This is a genomic window from Yokenella regensburgei (assembly GCF_051486985.1).
Classification (GTDB): domain Bacteria; phylum Pseudomonadota; class Gammaproteobacteria; order Enterobacterales; family Enterobacteriaceae; genus CBFFRJ01.
Window position 1 is genome coordinate 97,855 of sequence record NZ_JAHVDV010000006.1, and the last position, 17,753, is coordinate 115,607.

16 protein-coding genes are annotated in these 17,753 nt (G+C 54.1%); all 16 read right to left on the bottom strand.

Going from position 1 to position 17,753, the window contains the following annotated elements; translation table 11 throughout:
• Window positions 1-7 precede the first annotated feature (7 nt).
• The 16 genes from wcaL to wcaA all read right to left on the bottom strand — a co-directional run bounded on the left by wcaL (window position 8) and on the right by wcaA (window position 17,614).
• Window positions 8-1,228 carry a colanic acid biosynthesis glycosyltransferase WcaL gene (gene wcaL, locus KXR87_RS06665; RefSeq protein WP_437431469.1) on the bottom strand — a complete coding sequence of 407 codons (1,221 nt, stop codon included), beginning with the start codon at window positions 1,226-1,228 and terminating at the stop codon, window positions 8-10.
• Window positions 1,225-2,502, bottom strand: coding sequence for a colanic acid biosynthesis pyruvyl transferase WcaK (wcaK, locus tag KXR87_RS06670; protein WP_437431470.1), 1,278 nt, complete (start codon window positions 2,500-2,502; stop codon window positions 1,225-1,227). Before wcaK ends, wcaL begins: the two co-directional genes overlap by 4 nt.
• 167 nt (window positions 2,503-2,669) lie before the next feature.
• Complete coding sequence (gene wzxC / locus KXR87_RS06675) at window positions 2,670-4,148, bottom strand: colanic acid undecaprenyl disphosphate flippase WzxC (protein WP_437431471.1); 1,479 nt, start codon at window positions 4,146-4,148, stop codon at window positions 2,670-2,672.
• A 10-nt stretch (window positions 4,149-4,158) separates the two neighbouring features.
• The gene (gene wcaJ, locus KXR87_RS06680) at window positions 4,159-5,553 is read right to left on the bottom strand and encodes an undecaprenyl-phosphate glucose phosphotransferase (RefSeq protein ID WP_437431472.1); all 1,395 of its coding nucleotides are present in this window, start codon (window positions 5,551-5,553) and stop codon (window positions 4,159-4,161) included.
• Window positions 5,554-5,633: 80 nt separating this feature from the next.
• Window positions 5,634-7,004, bottom strand: coding sequence for a colanic acid biosynthesis phosphomannomutase CpsG (gene cpsG, locus KXR87_RS06685; protein WP_437431473.1), 1,371 nt, complete (start codon window positions 7,002-7,004; stop codon window positions 5,634-5,636).
• 193 nt (window positions 7,005-7,197) lie between these two features.
• Window positions 7,198-8,634: a mannose-1-phosphate guanyltransferase gene (gene cpsB / locus KXR87_RS06690; RefSeq protein ID WP_437431474.1), complete on the bottom strand. Its 1,437-nt coding sequence runs from the start codon at window positions 8,632-8,634 to the stop codon at window positions 7,198-7,200.
• A complete protein-coding gene (gene wcaI, locus KXR87_RS06695; RefSeq protein WP_437431475.1) occupies window positions 8,631-9,935 on the bottom strand; it encodes a colanic acid biosynthesis fucosyltransferase WcaI in 1,305 nt (434 codons plus the stop codon). The genes cpsB and wcaI overlap by 4 nt, the downstream gene beginning before the upstream one ends.
• Window positions 9,932-10,405 carry a GDP-mannose mannosyl hydrolase gene (locus KXR87_RS06700; RefSeq protein ID WP_437431476.1) on the bottom strand — a complete coding sequence of 158 codons (474 nt, stop codon included), beginning with the start codon at window positions 10,403-10,405 and terminating at the stop codon, window positions 9,932-9,934. The genes wcaI and KXR87_RS06700 overlap by 4 nt, the downstream gene beginning before the upstream one ends.
• Window positions 10,406-10,407: 2 nt before the next feature.
• Entirely contained in the window at window positions 10,408-11,373 is a 966-nt protein-coding gene (fcl, locus tag KXR87_RS06705; RefSeq protein WP_437431477.1) for a GDP-L-fucose synthase, read from the bottom strand.
• A 2-nt stretch (window positions 11,374-11,375) separates the two neighbouring features.
• Complete coding sequence (gene gmd, locus KXR87_RS06710) at window positions 11,376-12,497, bottom strand: GDP-mannose 4,6-dehydratase (protein WP_437431478.1); 1,122 nt, start codon at window positions 12,495-12,497, stop codon at window positions 11,376-11,378.
• 27 nt (window positions 12,498-12,524) lie between these two features.
• Window positions 12,525-13,073, bottom strand: coding sequence for a colanic acid biosynthesis acetyltransferase WcaF (gene wcaF, locus KXR87_RS06715; protein ID WP_437431479.1), 549 nt, complete (start codon window positions 13,071-13,073; stop codon window positions 12,525-12,527).
• A 35-nt stretch (window positions 13,074-13,108) separates the two neighbouring features.
• Window positions 13,109-13,858 (bottom strand): colanic acid biosynthesis glycosyltransferase WcaE, encoded by a 750-nt coding sequence (wcaE, locus tag KXR87_RS06720; RefSeq protein ID WP_437431480.1) that lies wholly within the window; start codon window positions 13,856-13,858, stop codon window positions 13,109-13,111.
• Window positions 13,859-13,871: 13 nt separating this feature from the next.
• Window positions 13,872-15,092 (bottom strand): colanic acid polymerase WcaD, encoded by a 1,221-nt coding sequence (gene wcaD / locus KXR87_RS06725; RefSeq protein WP_437431481.1) that lies wholly within the window; start codon window positions 15,090-15,092, stop codon window positions 13,872-13,874.
• Entirely contained in the window at window positions 15,067-16,284 is a 1,218-nt protein-coding gene (gene wcaC / locus KXR87_RS06730) for a colanic acid biosynthesis glycosyltransferase WcaC (RefSeq protein WP_437431482.1), read from the bottom strand. The genes wcaD and wcaC overlap by 26 nt, the downstream gene beginning before the upstream one ends.
• Window positions 16,281-16,772, bottom strand: a complete 492-nt coding sequence (gene wcaB, locus KXR87_RS06735; RefSeq protein WP_437431483.1) for a colanic acid biosynthesis acetyltransferase WcaB — start codon at window positions 16,770-16,772, stop codon at window positions 16,281-16,283. The genes wcaC and wcaB overlap by 4 nt, the downstream gene beginning before the upstream one ends.
• Window positions 16,772-17,614 carry a colanic acid biosynthesis glycosyltransferase WcaA gene (gene wcaA / locus KXR87_RS06740; protein ID WP_437431484.1) on the bottom strand — a complete coding sequence of 281 codons (843 nt, stop codon included), beginning with the start codon at window positions 17,612-17,614 and terminating at the stop codon, window positions 16,772-16,774. The genes wcaB and wcaA overlap by 1 nt, the downstream gene beginning before the upstream one ends.
• Window positions 17,615-17,753: the final 139 nt, after the last annotated feature.

Here is a 17,753-nt window from a genome sequence, read left to right on the forward strand (position 1 = left end):
CTCTAAGTCAAAGTGCCTGAAGCAGCGTGGCAAGATTCTGATTAATACGTTGCTGATTAAAATCGGTTTCAACTTTCTCGCGGGCAAGGGTAATGACGGGGGCCAGATCCTGACTCAGCATGCCGGAAAAGGCCGCCAGCCGCTGCGCCAGTGCCACGGCGTCGTTTTCTGGTACCAGCCAGCCGGATCTGTCGGCGTCCACCAGTTCAGGAATGCCGCTGTGGACCGTTGAAACCACCGGGATCCCCACCGCCATCGCTTCCATCAGGGCCACCGGGATCCCTTCCATGTCGCCATCGCTACCGGTTACCGACGGCAGGAGGAAGACATCGGCATCGTCAAGAATGGCCTTGACCTCATGGCTCGGTTTAAAACCGGGCATCTCGATCACATCTTCAAGTTCAAACTGCTCGATTAGGGTACGAAGACGACGCTCCCACGGGCCGATACCGAGGATCCGGTAAGTAAAGGAGACGCCCTGCGCCTTGAGTAACCGGCAGGCTTCAATGGCCACATGCAGCCCTTTTTTCTCCGTGAGGCGGGCAACCGAGACGATTTGCAACGGTGTGCCCGGGGTTTTCACCGGTCGCAGGGTGAAACGGGTGATGTCCACGCCCATACGGGAAATGGCAATTTTTTCCTCCGGGCAGCCCATCGCAAGCAGGCGGGAGGCCCACAGCTCGCTGATGGGCAACATTAAATCGCCACGGCGGAAAAGTTGCTGGTACTCCGGGGTGTAGTGGTTAAGCACGTCGCGGTGGGAGACATCAATACCATGAAAGACGGTAGCAATTTTGCCGCGCAACATGCCAAGCTCGCGCAGTTTGGCGGCCGTCACCCCCGCCGGGCCAAAGTGGGCGATAAACACGTCAGCGGTGAACACCCGAGGGGAAAGACCGCAGATAGCCGCCAGGATCAGATTCCGTGCCTCGTCGCCATAGCGCGACATATTCAGGGCTTTCCAGGTGCTGGCTCTGCCCGCCCCGCGCACAATGGCCTTCCCGCGGTAACGCAGTTTTGCAAGCTTGCCTTCCGGCTCATCCAGCAACCAGTGCGTTTTTTCTGCCAGCTGATAGTCCGTCCACGCCGCATGGGTATTGCTCAAATCCCCTTTATGCAAGGCAACGATTTCCACCTCGTAGCCCATATTGATAAAGGCAACAATCTGGTTCAGTACGAAGGTTTCAGAGGAGAGCGGAAACTTCAGCAGGAAAAAGCTGACTTTCATTTCACCTCCCGGATACGGTCCAGCACCGATTTCACCATCACTGCCCCTTTCTCCCGTTCGGCAGCAACCGCAGTTGCAAGGCGCTGGTTTAGTGCGGGGAGCTGCCCGAGAGTGTCGGCGGTCATGGCCGCAAGAGAGCCGTCCAGCAGATGGCGAATGTCGACCGCCATCTCCGGCATGCCGAGCTGCTTCATAATCCCGGCTGATTTATGCTCATAGTTAATAGCAATGGCAGGGGTGCCAAAGTTCATCGAGATAATGGCGGAGTGCAGACGGGTGCCCACCGTTAAGTCGCAGGCTGCAAGAATTTTACCCATCTCCAGATCGTTAAGCTCATCCATCACCACGTGGTAGCGCGAGGGATCGCTGATGTGCTGACGCAGGTTCAGCGCCACCATCCGGTCATCTTTGTTATAACTATCAATACCGGTACAGGTAGAGAGGGCGATGACCTGCCAGCCGGCATCAATAACCCGGTTTACCACGTTGGCAAAGGCGGCTTCATAGGCCTGCTGCGTGGTACCGAGACGTTTATCAAACGGTGCCAGTTCACGCAGGGTGATCGCGACCGTTTTCTGCCGACCTGCCACCTCCAGCCAGTGACGCACCGCATAGCTCGGGGTGAAGTCCTCATCGTCCTCGACCAGCCAGGCGGTATCCACGCCCTGCTCCACTTTCGCGGTGGTGATGTCACTTTTCTTCATCAGGTCAAGACTGACGCTTTCACGCAGGATCAACGCCTCACAATGACCAAAGGCGTAGTTTGCCAGTTGATTAAACTGTGGATCCTGGAACGGCCCCACGCTGTGCCCAATCATATAGAGGGGTTTTTTCGCCATAAAAGTACAGAGGGCATGCTCAAACTGCGGTGCGCCATAGAGGTCGACGAAAAAGGAGCCGCCCACCTGTACGATGGCATCGTAATTCGCGAGCAGGCGCACAAAGTCAGTAAAGCCCTGGGCAATGGCGATGTTACGCAGTTTGCCGCTGTCGGTGACGCGCGAGAGCAGCACCTGATGCTGATAGCGTCGACGAAGAATTTTTTTAACCCGTCCCACCAGTCCCGCCGCCGTGTTGTGAGCTTTCATCTGGCTGTATAACGGGTCACCCATCACCGGGCGGTTAAGCAGCCACGAAGAGCTGACCGGATAACGGCTCATCACGTCAACGTCTGCCTGGGGCTCAATACGGGCAATCGCGTCCAGTAACCCGCGCAGAATGGCGCTGTCGCCACGGTTACCGCAGGTGTGATTACCAAGAATTAATAGTTTCATACTGACCTCTTAAAGTATTCCCCTCACCCTAACCCTCTCCCCTGAGGGGAGAGGGGACTGCATGGCGCGTCTGTTCACCCTCGCCCCTCAGAGGGAGAGGACGGCACGGCGCGTCTGTTCACCTTCGCCCCGCAAAATAGAGGGCCGGGGTGAGGGGGAAATTAATTTCAACCTGCCCGCAGTAGCGTTTTCATTTTCTCGCTGCGGCAAAACTGGCGTTTCAACTCAACCACCAGGGCATTGCGCGACAGCACAATCATCAGCGCAAAGGCCAGCACACCGGCTCCCACCTGAAGCGCGAGTAAGGCGGCTGTCGACAGATGACCATCAAGCGCAAGGCCAAGGCCATAACTCACGACAAGCGTTGGCAAAGAGAGATAGAACGGCAGCCACAGGCTCAGGATGTACTGCCGATAGCTTGAGCCGAGCACCGGTTTTATCATCACGAAGTAGCTGAGAATGGTGTTGATAATCTGCACCAGCAGGAAGCCCAGCGTGACGCCAATGGCCCCCGCCATATGACCACCAATAACAATGGCCGGAATGAACAAAAAGGTTTTGAAGACATTGAATTTAAAGCTGATATCCACCCGTGCTTTTGCCATCAACAGTGAACCTATAGGGTTACCCACAGCCCGTAACAGCCCGACGATGCACAGCAGCTGCAAAATGGGGATGATGCTGTTCCATTTTTCACCGAATACCAGCGGCACGAAATTATTGGCCACCACCAGCAGCCCCAGCAGAACCGGAAAGTTAATGATGCCAACCACGGAAAGTAGCTTGTAGAAGTTGAGGCGCAGCTTTGCGGTGTCATCCTGGATTTTGGCAAAAGCCGGAAACAGGACGCGGGTAATAATGGGGTTGAGCTTCATGGGCGGCACAACCGCCACGTTGTAGGCCAGGTTATACCCCCCCGCCACACCTGCGCCAAGAATACGGGCCAGCACCAGGGTTGAAAGATTGGTATTAACGTAATTAATGATGCTGTCCGCCGTCAGCCAGGCACCGAATTTCAGGTTCGAACTGACCGAACGCAGGGAAAAATGCAGTCCCGGACGGTAAATTTTACGGCCAAACCAGCCAAACAGCAGGGTACGCACGGTGCTGTTCACCAGATAACCGAGAATGGCCGTCATTGCCAGCGGCCAATAGAAGGCACTGATGACGGTGAAGGAGAAGCCTGCCAGCACCGACAGCGTCTCAATACTGCCGATTTTATTGAACTCCATCTCTTTTTGCATAAGTGCACGAAACTGCTGTCCGTGAGGAATTACCACGAACGCCAGCGACAGTGTCCTGATAAGCGGCGCGAGGTCGGGGTTATTCAACACATCGGCAATCAGGTCGCTCAGGGCAAAAATCGCCGCACACACCACCAGCCCCAGCCCCACATTCAGCCAGTAGAGCGTTGTCAGCTCAAGATGGCTTATCTCCTTGCGCTGGATGATGGAGTTGGCAATGCCAAAATCCGACAGCGTGTCCGCCAGGGCAATGATCACCAGTGACACGGTCAGCAGTCCGAACTGATGGTTATCGATGATGCGCGCCAGCACGGTCATCTGGATCAACCCAAGGCCGATGATGGTCAGCGTGGCCATCGCTGACCATTTTGCCCCGCTGATGGTTTTTTCTCTCAGGCTCAAGGCAAACTCCCTAGTAGGCCGCTTTATTAACAAAGCCTTTGAAAATCGTCAGAAAAACAATTTTGATATCGAACCACAGGCTCCACTCGCGGATGTATTCCAGGTCGAATTCAATACGTTTTTCCATTTTTTCCAGCGTGTCGGTCTCGCCGCGCCAGCCGTTAATCTGTGCCCAGCCGGTAATGCCGGGTTTAACCTTGTGGCGCAGCATGTAGCCTTCGATCAACTGGCGGTACTGCTCATTGTGCGCGACCGCATGCGGGCGAGGACCGACAATCGACATCCCGCCCGTCAGCACATTGATAAACTGCGGCAGTTCATCAAGGGAGGTGCGGCGCAGGAAGCTCCCTACTCTGGTCACCCGCGGATCGTTCTGTGTGGCCTGGGTGACCACCTTGTCGTTCTCCATCACTTTCATGGAGCGGAATTTCCATACCATGATGGGTTTACCGTCCATGCCATAACGCTTCTGACGGAAAATCACCGGCCCTGGCGAGGTGGTTTTCACCGCCAGGGCAATCCCCAGCAGCACCGGAGAGATGAGCATCAGAATAAGCGAGGCGAGTACGATATCCTCCAGCCGCTTGAGCACGCGGTTAATGCCGGAAAGCGGGGTGTCATACAGCGGCACGACGGGCACGCCATTCACCTCCTCAATGCGTGAATGGAGGATATTAAAGGTGAAGACGTCCGGGATAAGAATAACGGAGCAGGTGGTGTCGGCGAGGTCACGTACCAGCTTCTTAATGCAGGCCGCGTCATTCATGGACATGGCAATGTAAACGTTATGGATCTTGCCGGCACGGGCGTCATCGAGCAGTTGATCAAAGTTCCCTACCCAGTCATTACTCACCCCGCCGGGTTTTGCATCATGGTAAACCCCAATCACCTCGTACCCCAGCCAGGGTTCATTGCGAAAACTGTCAAGCAGCGCCTGGCCCGCAGGGAGGTCGCCTACTACCGCAACACGACGGGTGTTGTAACCATGATTACGCAGCCAGCCTGCCGCAAAGCGGATCACGCCACGGCAGATGATTAGGCCTGAGCTACTGAGTAAATACCATGCGAAGTAGAGGGCAAAGGTGTTGTTGATTTCGCTGCGAAAGGCCACCAGACCTGCGCTGAAGATAAAGCTGAGCGTCCAGTTTTGCAGCAGCAAAACCAGTTCGGTCATAAAACGCACGCCACGCCATGAACGATAAAAATCGGTCATGCCGCCAATCATCTGGAAAACCACCAGCGTAATCAGGGCCATCACCAGATGCTGATAAAAGAACGGCAACGCATTGAGTCTACAGACCACATATAGCCCACCGAACATGATGGTGATGTCTGAAAATCGCTGCACGATTGAGATTAACGATGCATTCGTTCTGGCCCGGTCGCGCTTTTTTAGATTTGTCATCGTCTTACCTGTTCATAAGTTCTGCCCCCGCCCCTCCCCGCTCATCACGCAGAGGAGGAGGCGTGGGGGAGAAACATGGGTTACTGATTCAGCAGTGCCAGAATGTCCTGTGTTCGCGCCTCCATCAGCGCCACATTGCCACGTGATTCAACGTTGAGGCGCACCACCGGCTCGGTGTTGGAGGAGCGTAAATTAAAGCGCCAGTCCGGGAAGGTCATGCTGATGCCGTCGGTTCTGTCGACACTGAGCGCACTGGCCTTAAAGTGCTGTTCTACCCGCGAGATAGCCTCCGCAGGCTTCACCAGTGTGCTGTTGATTTCACCGCTTGCCGGGAAGGCGAGCATGCGATCCTGAACCAGTTCGGCCAGGGTCTTACCCTGCAGGCAGAGCAGTTCGGCCACCAGTAACCACGGGATCATGCCGCTGTCGCAATAGGCAAAATCGCGGAAATAGTGGTGTGCGCTCATCTCACCGCCGTAAATGGCGTCTTCGTGGCGCATACGCTCTTTAATAAAGGCATGACCGGTTTTCGACATGACCGGCTCGCCGCCAGCGGCCTTAACCACATCCACCGTGTTCCAGGAAAGACGCGGGTCGTGGATGATTTTGGCGCCGGGGTGCTTTTCAAGAAACGCCTGCGCCAGCAGACCCACGATGTAGTAGCCCTCGATAAACTGCCCTGCGCCATCAAAGAAGAAGCAGCGATCAAAATCACCGTCAAAGGCGATACCGAGATCTGCCCGGTGTTCAATCACCGCATTACGGGTGTCATCACGGCACTCCGGCAGCAAGGGATTAGGAATACCGTTGGGGAAGGTGCCATCCGGGGTGTTATGGATTTTAATAAAGGTGACCGGGATGTTCCGGGCCTTGAAACGCGCTTCCAGCGCGTCAATGACCGGGCCTGCTGCACCGTTGCCGGCGTTAATGACCAGTCGTAGCGGCGTGAAATTGGCCAGAGAGACATAGCTCAGCAGATGGTCAATGTAGGCCTCGCGCAGAGAGATTTTCTCATAGCTGCCGCGTTTACCGGGATCGACCAACGGGAAGTCGTTCGCTTCTGCCAGACGCTGGACGTCACGCAGACCGGTGTCGCCACTAATGGGGCGCGCACCCTGACGCACCAGCTTCATCCCGTTGTAATCCATAGGATTATGGCTGGCGGTCACTTCAATTCCGCCATCCACGCCGAGATGGAAGGTGGCGAAATAAATCTCTTCAGTGCCGGAAAGCCCGATATCCAGCACATCAACACCCGCATCCTGCAACCCTTTCGCCAGCGCCAGTTTTAACGCTTCACTGGTTAAACGGACGTCGCCGCCCAGTACGATGGTTTTCGGCTTTAAATATTCGCCGTAAGCGCGGCCAATGCGCCAGGCAATATCTTCATTGAGTTCTGAACCCAGCTTGCCGCGAATATCGTAAGCTTTGAAACAGGTTAATTTTTCCATTATTACCTCGTTTTCAGGCAACAGTCGGCCCTCTCCGCTGCGGAGAATTAATCAAAATTATCAATTTTTTATATCCACTCTTTACGCGTCACTGGTGGGGTGCGGCTCCCTGGCTTCCCGGACGCTCAGTCAACACCGTGACCTGCGTGAGAAAAAGCGCTCCCCCCTGCGGCGTAAAAGAGGTTGGACAGAATCAAATACGTCCGTATCGATCTTCAAAGCGCACAATGTCGTCCTCTTCGAGATAAGAACCCGAACGCACTTCAATCAAATCGAGCGGAATTTTGCCTGGATTTTCCAGGCAGTGCCGGGCACCGAGGGGAATATAAATCGATTCGTTTTCGCCCAGCAGCTTCACCTCTTCATCGATGGTGACTTTAGCCGTCCCCGCGACCACCACCCAGTGTTCTGCCCGATGGTGATGCATCTGCACCGAGAGTCCCTCGCCCGGTTTCACCGTGATCCGTTTCACCTGATAGCGATCGCCGGCATCAATGGAGTCATATTTGCCCCAGGGACGGTAAACTTCGCGGTGAATATGGTGTTCATGACGGCCATCCGCTTTAATCTGCTCGACCACCTTTTTCACGTCCTGAACGTGATTGCGGTCGGCAATCAGCACCGCATCCTTGGTCTGCACCACCACCAGATCTTTCACGCCGACGGTGGTGACCAGACCGGACTCCGCGTAAACGAAGCTGTTTTCCGTTTCATGACTGATGACGTCGCCGTGATGTACGTTTCCCTCAGGGGTATGGGCACTGATTTCCCAGAGCGAGGACCAGGAGCCGACATCGCTCCAGCCTGCGTCCATTGGAACCACCACCGCATCGGCGGTTTTTTCCATTACCGCATAGTCAATGGATTCGTCAGGACAAGCGAGGAACGGCTCCTCTGCTACACGGATGAAATCCAGATCCGGGTCAGTGACGTTCATCGCCTTTTCGCATGCGCTGTAGATATCGGGACGGTACTTTTTCAGCTCTTCCAGATAGCGCCCGGCACGGAAGAGAAACATACCGCTGTTCCAGTAATACTCACCGCTGGCTACGTAGGCCTGTGCGGTGTCAAGATTGGGTTTTTCAACAAATTGTGCCACGTCAAAGGCAACGGCATCTTCCTCGCCCTGCGCCAGGTCGCCACGACGAATGTAGCCATAGCCGGTTTCCGGCATATCCGGCACGATGCCGAAGGTCACCAGTTTGCCCTTCTCTGCCCAGGGCATCGCCTGACGTACTGAGGTACGAAAAGCTTCTTCATCAGCGATAACGTGGTCGGCTGCCAGCACCAGCATCAGCGGGTCCGCCTCCGGGTTGTGCCGTTTTACCGCCATCGCTGCGAGGGCAATCGCTGGGGCGGTGTTGCGCCCGGCCGGTTCCAGAATAATGTTCTCTGTCAGCTTATTAAGCTGGCGAAGCTGCTCGGCAACAATAAAGCGGTGCTGTTCATTACAGATGACAACAGGGCTTTCACACTCCACGCCCTCCAGACGACAGACCGTGGTTTGCAGCATGGTCAGGTCGCCTTTCAGGCACAAAAATTGTTTCGGGTAGAGCACGCGGGACAGCGGCCACAGACGGCTACCAGAGCCTCCGGCCATCACGACCGGGTACAATTGTGTTTGACTCATGATTTATCCCCATTCCCTTCGTAATTCAGCGTGTCACTCTGCGACGAGGCAGTGCGGGCTTCGCCAGCGGCTGGATCACGACGGGAAATATCAGTCATAAACTGGGTTAAGACGCGCTCTTTTTCGAGCGTGTTTTCGGCATATTCACGTGCCACCGTGTTGTTATGCGGCATCAGCAGCGCCTGCTGGATCCCGGCCGTCAGTGCTTCAACGGATTCGGGCTCGACACGCACGGCAATGCCAGGAAAGGTCTGGCAGAGTTCGCCAAGTTCGGTGCCCGCTTCGGCGGTAATCACCGCATTCCCGCCTACCGCCAGAATATTGGTCAGTTTTGAAGGCAATACCGCGTCTGCGGCGCCGCGTTTCTGAATCACCAGATGGCAGTCAGCCATTTTTAACAGCGCAGGCAGTGCGTCGTAGGGCTGCAGAGGATAAAACCTGACGTTGTCGAGCTTTTCTGCCTGCACCTGTTTTTCCAGCCGGGCTTTTCCCCCACCCTGCCCGACAATCACAAACAGCAAAGGCTGCTCGCGTAGCGCAACGGCGGCGGCAATCACATTTTCCAGCCCCTGCTTTTCGCCAATATTGCCGGAGTAAAGAATGATTTTTTTGTCATCCGGCAGACCCAGCTCACGCTTAAGCTGCATGACGCGGGGAGCGTCGACATCACGAAAACGGGCCACTTCAGACCAGTTCGGGAAGAAGATCACGCGCTCGGCGTTGACCCCTTTCTCGCGCGCCTTGTTCATCATGGAGCGGGAGATGGTAGAGACGTTATCGACATTGCGCAGGTTGCTGCGCTCAAAAGCGCTGGCAAGCTTAGCGACAATGCCGCCTTTGCCTTTGCCAGCCATGCCTAAACCGAGCATGGCATCGACTTCATAATCCTGTATATGCACCAGCGTGCGCGCGCCGGTCAGTCTGGCCAGCAGGCGCATACCCGGTATGCAGAACAGGGTCGGAACCACCCCGATGATGCGATCCGGCTTCCAGCTGCGCTGCGCCATCAACGGGAAAAAACTGCTCACGGCAAAACTCGTCAAATGGATAAGCCGCTTGATGGTCGAGGGCTGAGCGGGAACATACAGCGGGCAGCGCCAGACGGTTGCCGCCCCCGTTTCCCGGCGATAGCGCCAGGCTGACCAGGGCTTAGCGACACGCCATTGTGGATAGTACGGCGGCGCTGTAATTACGCGAACGTCATGGCCCTGCCGGGCCATCCACTCCACCATTTCGCCGGTGTATTTCCCGATACCGGTTAATTCCGGCGACGCGTTGATGCCGTAGACCAGAATTTTCATAGCCCCGGCACCCCACGCGCTTCCTGGAAATAGGCGCGGCTGTTGTCGTGTACCAGCGGGTCAGCAATCAGTACATCCGGCGTCAGCCAGCGGTAGTCGTCGTGCTGATCCTGCGGTAACGCCAGGGTGTCCTGATCCACGCGCAGTCTGAACCCCAGCACAATGTAGTGCGTGCTGAAGTCGCTTCCGGAGAAGTTATCGTCGTAGAAGTGTTGCCAGACGCCATAAAATTCCCCGGCAGACATAGGAAGACGCAGGCCCAGTTCGGCCAGCGTCAGGCGTTCAAAGGCGACAGCCAGCGGCTCATCTTTCTGTACCCGCCCCCCTGGCACGAACCAGTACCCCTGCGCGGGGCGGTTGGTGCGCTTACCGACCAGATACTCCCCATGCGCATTCTCAACGATAAGATCGACAGAAATGAGCGGGGTAGAACGTACTACCGTGGCAAAATCGTCCGGACGTAAAAACATAGTTACCCCCTGAACCGCTGCTGGTTTTCAAGGAACCACTGGTAGGTGCTGGCCAGCCCCTGCTCCAGGGAAATCTCGTGATACCAGCCAAGCGCATGCAGGCGTGTGACATCCAGCAGTTTGCGCGGCGTACCGTCGGGTTTTGTGGCATCAAAGACCACGCGCCCTTTGTAGCCCACCACCTGTGCCAGCGTCTGCGCCAGTTCACGGATGGTGCAATCGATGCCGGTACCCACGTTAATGTGCGACAGCATGGGCTGGGTATTCTCCTGCCACACGCTCTCATCAAGCTCCATCACATGGATACTGGCTGCCGCCATGTCGTCTACATGAAGGAACTCACGCATCGGGGTACCGCTGCCCCATACCACCACATCTGGCGCATTGCTGACGGTCGCTTCGTGGAAGCGGCGAAGCAGTGCGGGTATCACATGGGAATTGCTCGGATGGAAGTTATCGTTCGGCCCGTACAGGTTCGTAGGCATCACCGAGCGATAGTCGCGGCCATGCTGACGGTTGTAGGACTCACAGAGCTTGATACCCGCAATTTTCGCAATGGCATAAGGCTCATTGGTGGCCTCAAGGGTGCCCTGCAGCAGTTCGCTTTCAGCGATGGGCTGGGCCGCCAGTTTCGGGTAGATGCACGAGGAGCCCAGGAACAACAATTTATTCACGTTATGCGTGTGCGCAGCGTGAATGATGTTGCTCTCGATCATCATGTTCTCGTAGATGAAATCTGCCGGGAAGGTGTTATTGGCCACAATGCCCCCCACCTTCGCCGCCGCCAGGTAAACCTGATCGATGCGCTCGGTGGCAAAAAAAGCATTTACCGCAGCCGGGTCAAGGAGATCGAGCGCGTCGCGATTACGCAACACCAGCTCCACCTCCTCCCGCTGTTCAAGCTGGCGAACGATCGCCGAGCCGACCATGCCGCGGTGACCCGCGACAAAGATACGTTTTTTCGTCATGCTCAGGACTCCAGCGCGATGGCCACCTCGTAGCCGTGGGCCCGCAGCAACGAGTGTTTTTTCGCTGCTTCAAGATCGTGTGCCACCATCTCGGAGACCATTTCCTGCAGCGTGGTTTCTGGTTTCCAGCCCAGCTTCTCATGCGCTTTCGTCGGGTCGCCCAGCAGGGTTTCCACTTCAGCAGGACGGAAATAGCGTGGATCAACGGCAACAATCACATCACCTGGCTTCACGCCCGGCGCATCATGCCCGGTAACAGAGACCACAATCCCTTTCTCTTCCACACCTTTACCTTCAAAGCGCAGTTTGATGCCAAGCTGAGCCGCCGCCATCTCAACGAACTGACGCACCGAATACTGAACGCCTGTGGCGATAACGAAATCTTCAGGTTTGTCCTGCTGCAGCATCATCCACTGCATTTTTACGTAGTCTTTGGCATGGCCCCAGTCACGCAGGGAGTCCATGTTGCCGAGGTAGAGGCAGGACTCCAGTCCCTGGGCAATGTTGGCAATCGCACGGGTGATTTTGCGGGTCACGAAAGTCTCGCCACGACGCGGGGATTCGTGGTTAAACAGGATACCGTTGCACGCGTACATGCCATAAGATTCACGGTAGTTGACGGTGATCCAGTAAGCGTAGAGTTTTGCCACGGCATACGGAGAGCGCGGGTAGAACGGCGTGGTCTCTTTCTGCGGAATTTCCTGCACCAGACCGTACAGTTCGGAGGTGGAGGCCTGGTAGAAACGGGTTTTCTTTTCAAGACCCAGGAAGCGAATCGCCTCCAGCAGACGCAAAGTACCCATACCGTCAACGTCGGCAGTGTATTCCGGTGATTCGAAAGAGACCGCCACGTGGCTCATCGCGCCCAGGTTATACACCTCATCCGGCTGCACTTCCTGCAAAATACGGGTCAGGTTGGAGGAGTCGGTCAGGTCACCGTAGTGCAGATGAAACTTAGGATTGCTGGCATGTGGATCCTGGTAAATATGATCGACACGTTCAGTATTAAAGGAAGAAGCACGGCGTTTAATACCATGAACCTCGTAGCCTTTCTCCAGAAGCAGTTCCGCCAGATAAGAACCATCTTGCCCGGTTACGCCGGTGATGAGAGCGACTTTTGACATTTTCTATTCCTCTGTACTTATCAGAAATTATTCAGTTTCTACGCGTTCGCGTATCACCACTGCGGGATTGCCCCGGCAAATTTTGTTTGCCGCAAGCGTCTTAAAAACACTGCTACGCGCACCGACGACCGTTCCGTCGCCAATGCAGACACCGGGCGCAACGAAGACATCCGTCGCCAGCCAGCATTTATCGCCAATCACAATCGGCTGCGCATTAATATCAAAATGCGCGCTCATATAATCGTGACTGCCCGTACACAAATAACACTTCTGCGAAATCACCGAGTTAGCCCCAATAGTAATATCGCCTAAGGTGTATAACACCGCGTCATCACCCACCCAGCTGTAATCGCCAAGGGTAAGTTTCCACGGATAAGTAATTTTCACTGAAGGACGTATTACTACGTTTTTTCCGATTTTTGCTCCAAACAGACGTAGCAAAAAAGCCCGCCAGCGATACATAATTTGTGGCGACCAGGCAAATAAGGTTGACTGTACCGCCCACCACAGCTGAACTTTAATAGCATTGCCGCCCCGAAAGCCTTTCGGCACGGAAAATCCTTGTAATTCTTGCATTATTAACCCTTAGCGCTCGGTGCTATTTTTTCTTATCACCAGGATTTGTTATATAAGGCTTTTGTTTTACCGGTAGTACGTAGCCGTAGGAGATAAGATAATTGCGCCCAAAATCCCGGTACGCGTAATATCTTGCGCTGGACATTGCGCGCATCCTGGCATAATTCCAGATTATTCGAGGTTGACACGCCGCCCATAGAGAATTCGGAAATTAATCCCGTCAGGCGTTTAAACGGAAAACCTGCTTTATACATTCTTGCAGCCAGAGCGTAATCGGAAGAAACTTTATATTGTAAGTCGTAGGGGTAGGTTTTCAGCGCACTTACCGGGAAGAATATCGCCTGATGGCTGGCCGGTAAGCTGTGGTAAATATACCAACCGTGTTTAGCGCCACGGCGAATTTTGGTGCCATCGCCAAAATCTAATAACGCATCGGCAATATACATCGCATTATCACGGGCACCGGCAAGCTGGCGAATCACATTTACGCTGTCAGCGTGCAGAATATCGCCAGAGTTCAGGAACAGCGCGAAGCGGCCGTTCGCCATATCGATACCCTTGTTCATGGCATCGTAAATACCATTATCTTTCTCGCTTACGTAACGTAAGTTGTACTGACCCTTAAGGTTTTCGAGAAATTCTACTGTACCATCCTGCGAGCCGCCATCAACCACAACCCACTCGAACGTCACGTCGGTTGCCTCAGCGAGATGCGCCAGTGACGCCCAGGTTTTCACAATGCCTTCGTAATTTCGAAACGCAACGGTAATAATACTTAGCAGCATGTGACGCACCTCATCAGGAACTCGTTATATTCAGCGCTTTGCGCAGAATAAACGGGCAGACAATTAAAAAAGCGTATTCTGGACTAAAAATCGAACCGGTAAAGAACAACGATATCGGCGTAAAGAGATAAAGCTGAACACGATAATTCTGATTATCACCAAATGCGTTCATCATCATCTTCATGACTTTTATCAGATACCACGCGGTTAATATTACAGCGAACCACGAAAAATAAATTATTAACAGATACAGGCCATTGTCTATGGTTTTACCCACATCCGCACCGTTAAAGATTCCGAATGATGCGACATATTCATAAAGTGAGCCAAATCTTACTACACCATCAACATTGGTCAGGGAATATCCCACCATCACAAGCGGACCAATGATGCGATAATAAGAGGATGAGCCTTCTGTTCCTAGATCACCGAGACGTTCCGCAATATAAGGAAAGGCGAAGACAACCCCGACTACAAATACGGCCAATGAAATGATGGCCAAAGGAAGTTTCTTGCGGATCGCCTCTTTGTTCAGATACTGAAAAGCCCACTCCAGTAAATAGAACAGGATAAATGTCATAACCCCGGAAAACGATCCTGAAAGAACTATCCCTGCCAAAATCATAGCATCGGTCTTTGGCGTTTTGATACCAAACTGTTTGATGCTGAGCCAAATTGAGATTAACGCCAGAGCAAAGAATGCCGGTTCGAAATAAAGTGCAGTGGTTCGCTTACCGCCAAATTTGATAAAATTCAGCACGTAACTGTTACTGTAAATCAGATATTTCGAAATTGTCTCCATCAAACTACTGCCGCCACTGAGAATAATTTGCGCCATTTCGGCGGCCGCCAGCATGACAACCAGCCCTACCACCAGCCAGAAAAAGCGCAATATCTTACGGTGGTTATGGGGCGATATCGTCTTAAAGCGAATACTCCAGACCATGCCAATAATGATAACGATATAGACAAACAGCATGGTTGAGGTGACGTACTTACCAGCATTGAGCGACTGACCAAAGAGGTAGTTAAACAGCGTTAACGCTGCCCCTGCTCCCAGGGCAATCATTAACTTCTTCAGGTTAATTTTGTCTACATACAGCAGTAACAGCAGCGGAAGAAACGTCACAATGGTTATCGGGAAGCTTTCGCCAAGCTGGAGAAGTTTGACGTTCACCAGCAGATAGATAAGCGGCAGCAGAAGATAACTACAGATTCTGATAGAACGAGACATATTCCTCCAGCATCTGTTGACCACTGTAGGCGACGCGGCTGCGGGCGCTGAACGCCTCAAGCGACGTGGCAAAAACAGCCTGGGCAATATCGGCTTTAGACTGTTGCACCAGAGGGAGGATCTCCTCAGCGCGGAAGGTTTTTCCCCCGGATTTATGCAGCACCTCACGCGCTGCATCGCTGTGGGTCGCGATGACCGGTACGCCAATCGACAGCGCTTCACACAAAATGAGCGGGTAATTATCCACTCTTGAGGTGAACAGTAACGCATCCATCTGGTTCAGCTCGCTCATCAGTTGGCGTTTATCGGTCATAAAACCATGATTCACCACGTTGGGACCTTCAAAAGGCGAAAACTTACCGAAGGTATGCAGCTCAACGTTTTCGCCGGTGGCGATGACGTCACGCACCAGTTTCTGGTTGGTCTTCCCGTCATAGCGCAGGTCATGGGCCACCACGGCAATTTTCGGGCGACCGCGCGTCACGGTGACCGGCGACAAATCGGCCAGAATCGCTTCGGTAGCCACATCGATGCCGTTATTGATGATGCGGCAGCGCCCTGCGCCGTAAAGGCTGTTAAAAGCGTCGGCAACATGCTGGCTGGGGGAGATAAACTGACAGCCGAGCGCCAGCATTTCACGAAACCACTGCCGCTTTTGCCCTACAAGACGATGGGCACGATCGACCTTCACCGGCGGATAATTGGTCAGCGTCGGACAGGCCTCGCAGCCGGTTTTCCAGCCCTCACAACCATCAGTGAAGGCGCAGCGTCCGGTCACACTCCAGTGATCGTGCAGGGTCCAGACCAGAGTCACATCCGGTTTATGGGTTTTCACTTTCTGACAGAAGGTGACGACGTCCGCCAGATTGAGCCAGTAGCTGTGCATCACATGAAAATGCAGCACTACCGGGCCGCTGGTACGGCTGACCGTCCGGTAGAGGTTGTTAAGGTTGCCAAACAGGTCGCGGTTAAACAGACGAAACAGCGCCAGGTTGGCAAGGGAGGTCAGGCGCGGTGTCTGCTTTATCACCTGGGGGTAATCATTGTGACTGACGCTTTTCTTACCGCCTTTGCCGTACCCATAAACAAAGCGGGAGTGCATCCCTTTTTGTAACGCGCGCTGATGTAAATCCAGCGCTACGCCAGCGGCGCCCCCTTCAGCAAGGCGCACGTTAAATTGTAATATCTTCATTTAATCACCTTCACGCGGGCTTTCTCGCCCACCACCAGCGCGTTGTCCGGCACGCTGTCCAGAACCACGCTGCCCGCTCCGATAACCACGTTATTGCCGATGGTTATCTCTCCCAGCAGGACCACATTCGCCCCCAGCTCAACCCCGTTACCAATCACCGGGCAGGCGAGTGTCTCTGCCCCACGGTTACCGATGGTTACGCCGTGGCGAATGGTGAAATCATCACCCGCGACCACATGCTTGTTAATCACCACGGCATAGCCATGATGAATGGTAAAACGCCGACCAATGGTCGCCGCCGCCTGAATCTCGTAACCGAACAGACATTCGGTAATGAAACGGTAGGCCAGCAGGATCGGAGCTGCCCACAGGTTGTGCAGGACATTTTTTTTTCGCCATACCGAGCAGAAGTGAGCGATGCGATACGCCGCCACCATACAGCACGGACGCAAACTCCAGTGGTTGGCGCGAAAATCTTCCAGACGCATTATTTCCCCCGCAGGCCATCGGCCAGACGCTTACCGTTACGCACGGACAAGAGGGTAAATAAGGTGCGCCAGTTCATGCGCTTATTGCGGATTTGATAAAGCGTAAACAGCTGATATTTCTTACTGGCTCGGTCAAATTTGGCTTTGTGTTTACGGTAAAAATGGAAGTAGCCGGAGAACTTTTTCGGCGACGAGGTGATCTGCATTTCACCGTGATTAATGTGCAGGATCTGAGTGGCCTTTTCGATTTTCCAGGGTTCACCGTACTGCTCTACCATGCGCAGAAAAATGTCGTAATCCTGCGCGGCTTTCAGTTGCGTATCAAACAGGCACTCCTTAAAACGCCATGACCAGCTGAACACCTGGTTGCCAACAATGTTGCGCTTGTAGAACAGCTTGCGGGAAAACGGCGATTTCGGGTACAGCGGCAGGCTGGCAGGCTGCGAGTAAACTTCACCCTGACAGACATAGTCGTTGGCATATAAAAACGCCCGCGTTTTAAGATGATGGCAATGCGCCAGGAAGACCGACAGGCGGTCAGGCGTCCATTCGTCATCGTCATCGATGCCGGTAATAAACTGCCCGGTGGCTTGCATAATGGCCTGGTTACGCACGGCGCATGCCCCGGAGTTAAAAGGATTGCGGGTATAGCGCACGCGCGCATCACCCAGCTCGTTCACAAAGCGCTCCAGTTGTTCAAAGGTCGTTGAGCAGTCATCGACAATGATCATTTCCCAGTGGTCATAATCCTGGCGCAGCACCGATTTAATGGCACGAATTGCCAGCTGCTGACGGTTCCACGTCGGCATATAAATCGAGATTAATGGACGTTCTGTGGTCATTTTTTCCCCGACTGTTTGAAGTGTTGTGCGCATATTCCCCTCACCCTACCCCTCTCCCCTGAGGGGAGAGGGAACGGTTTGCGCCTTTCAGCCTCTCCCTCAGGAGAAGAGGAAACGGTTTCGCCTTTCAGCCTCTCCC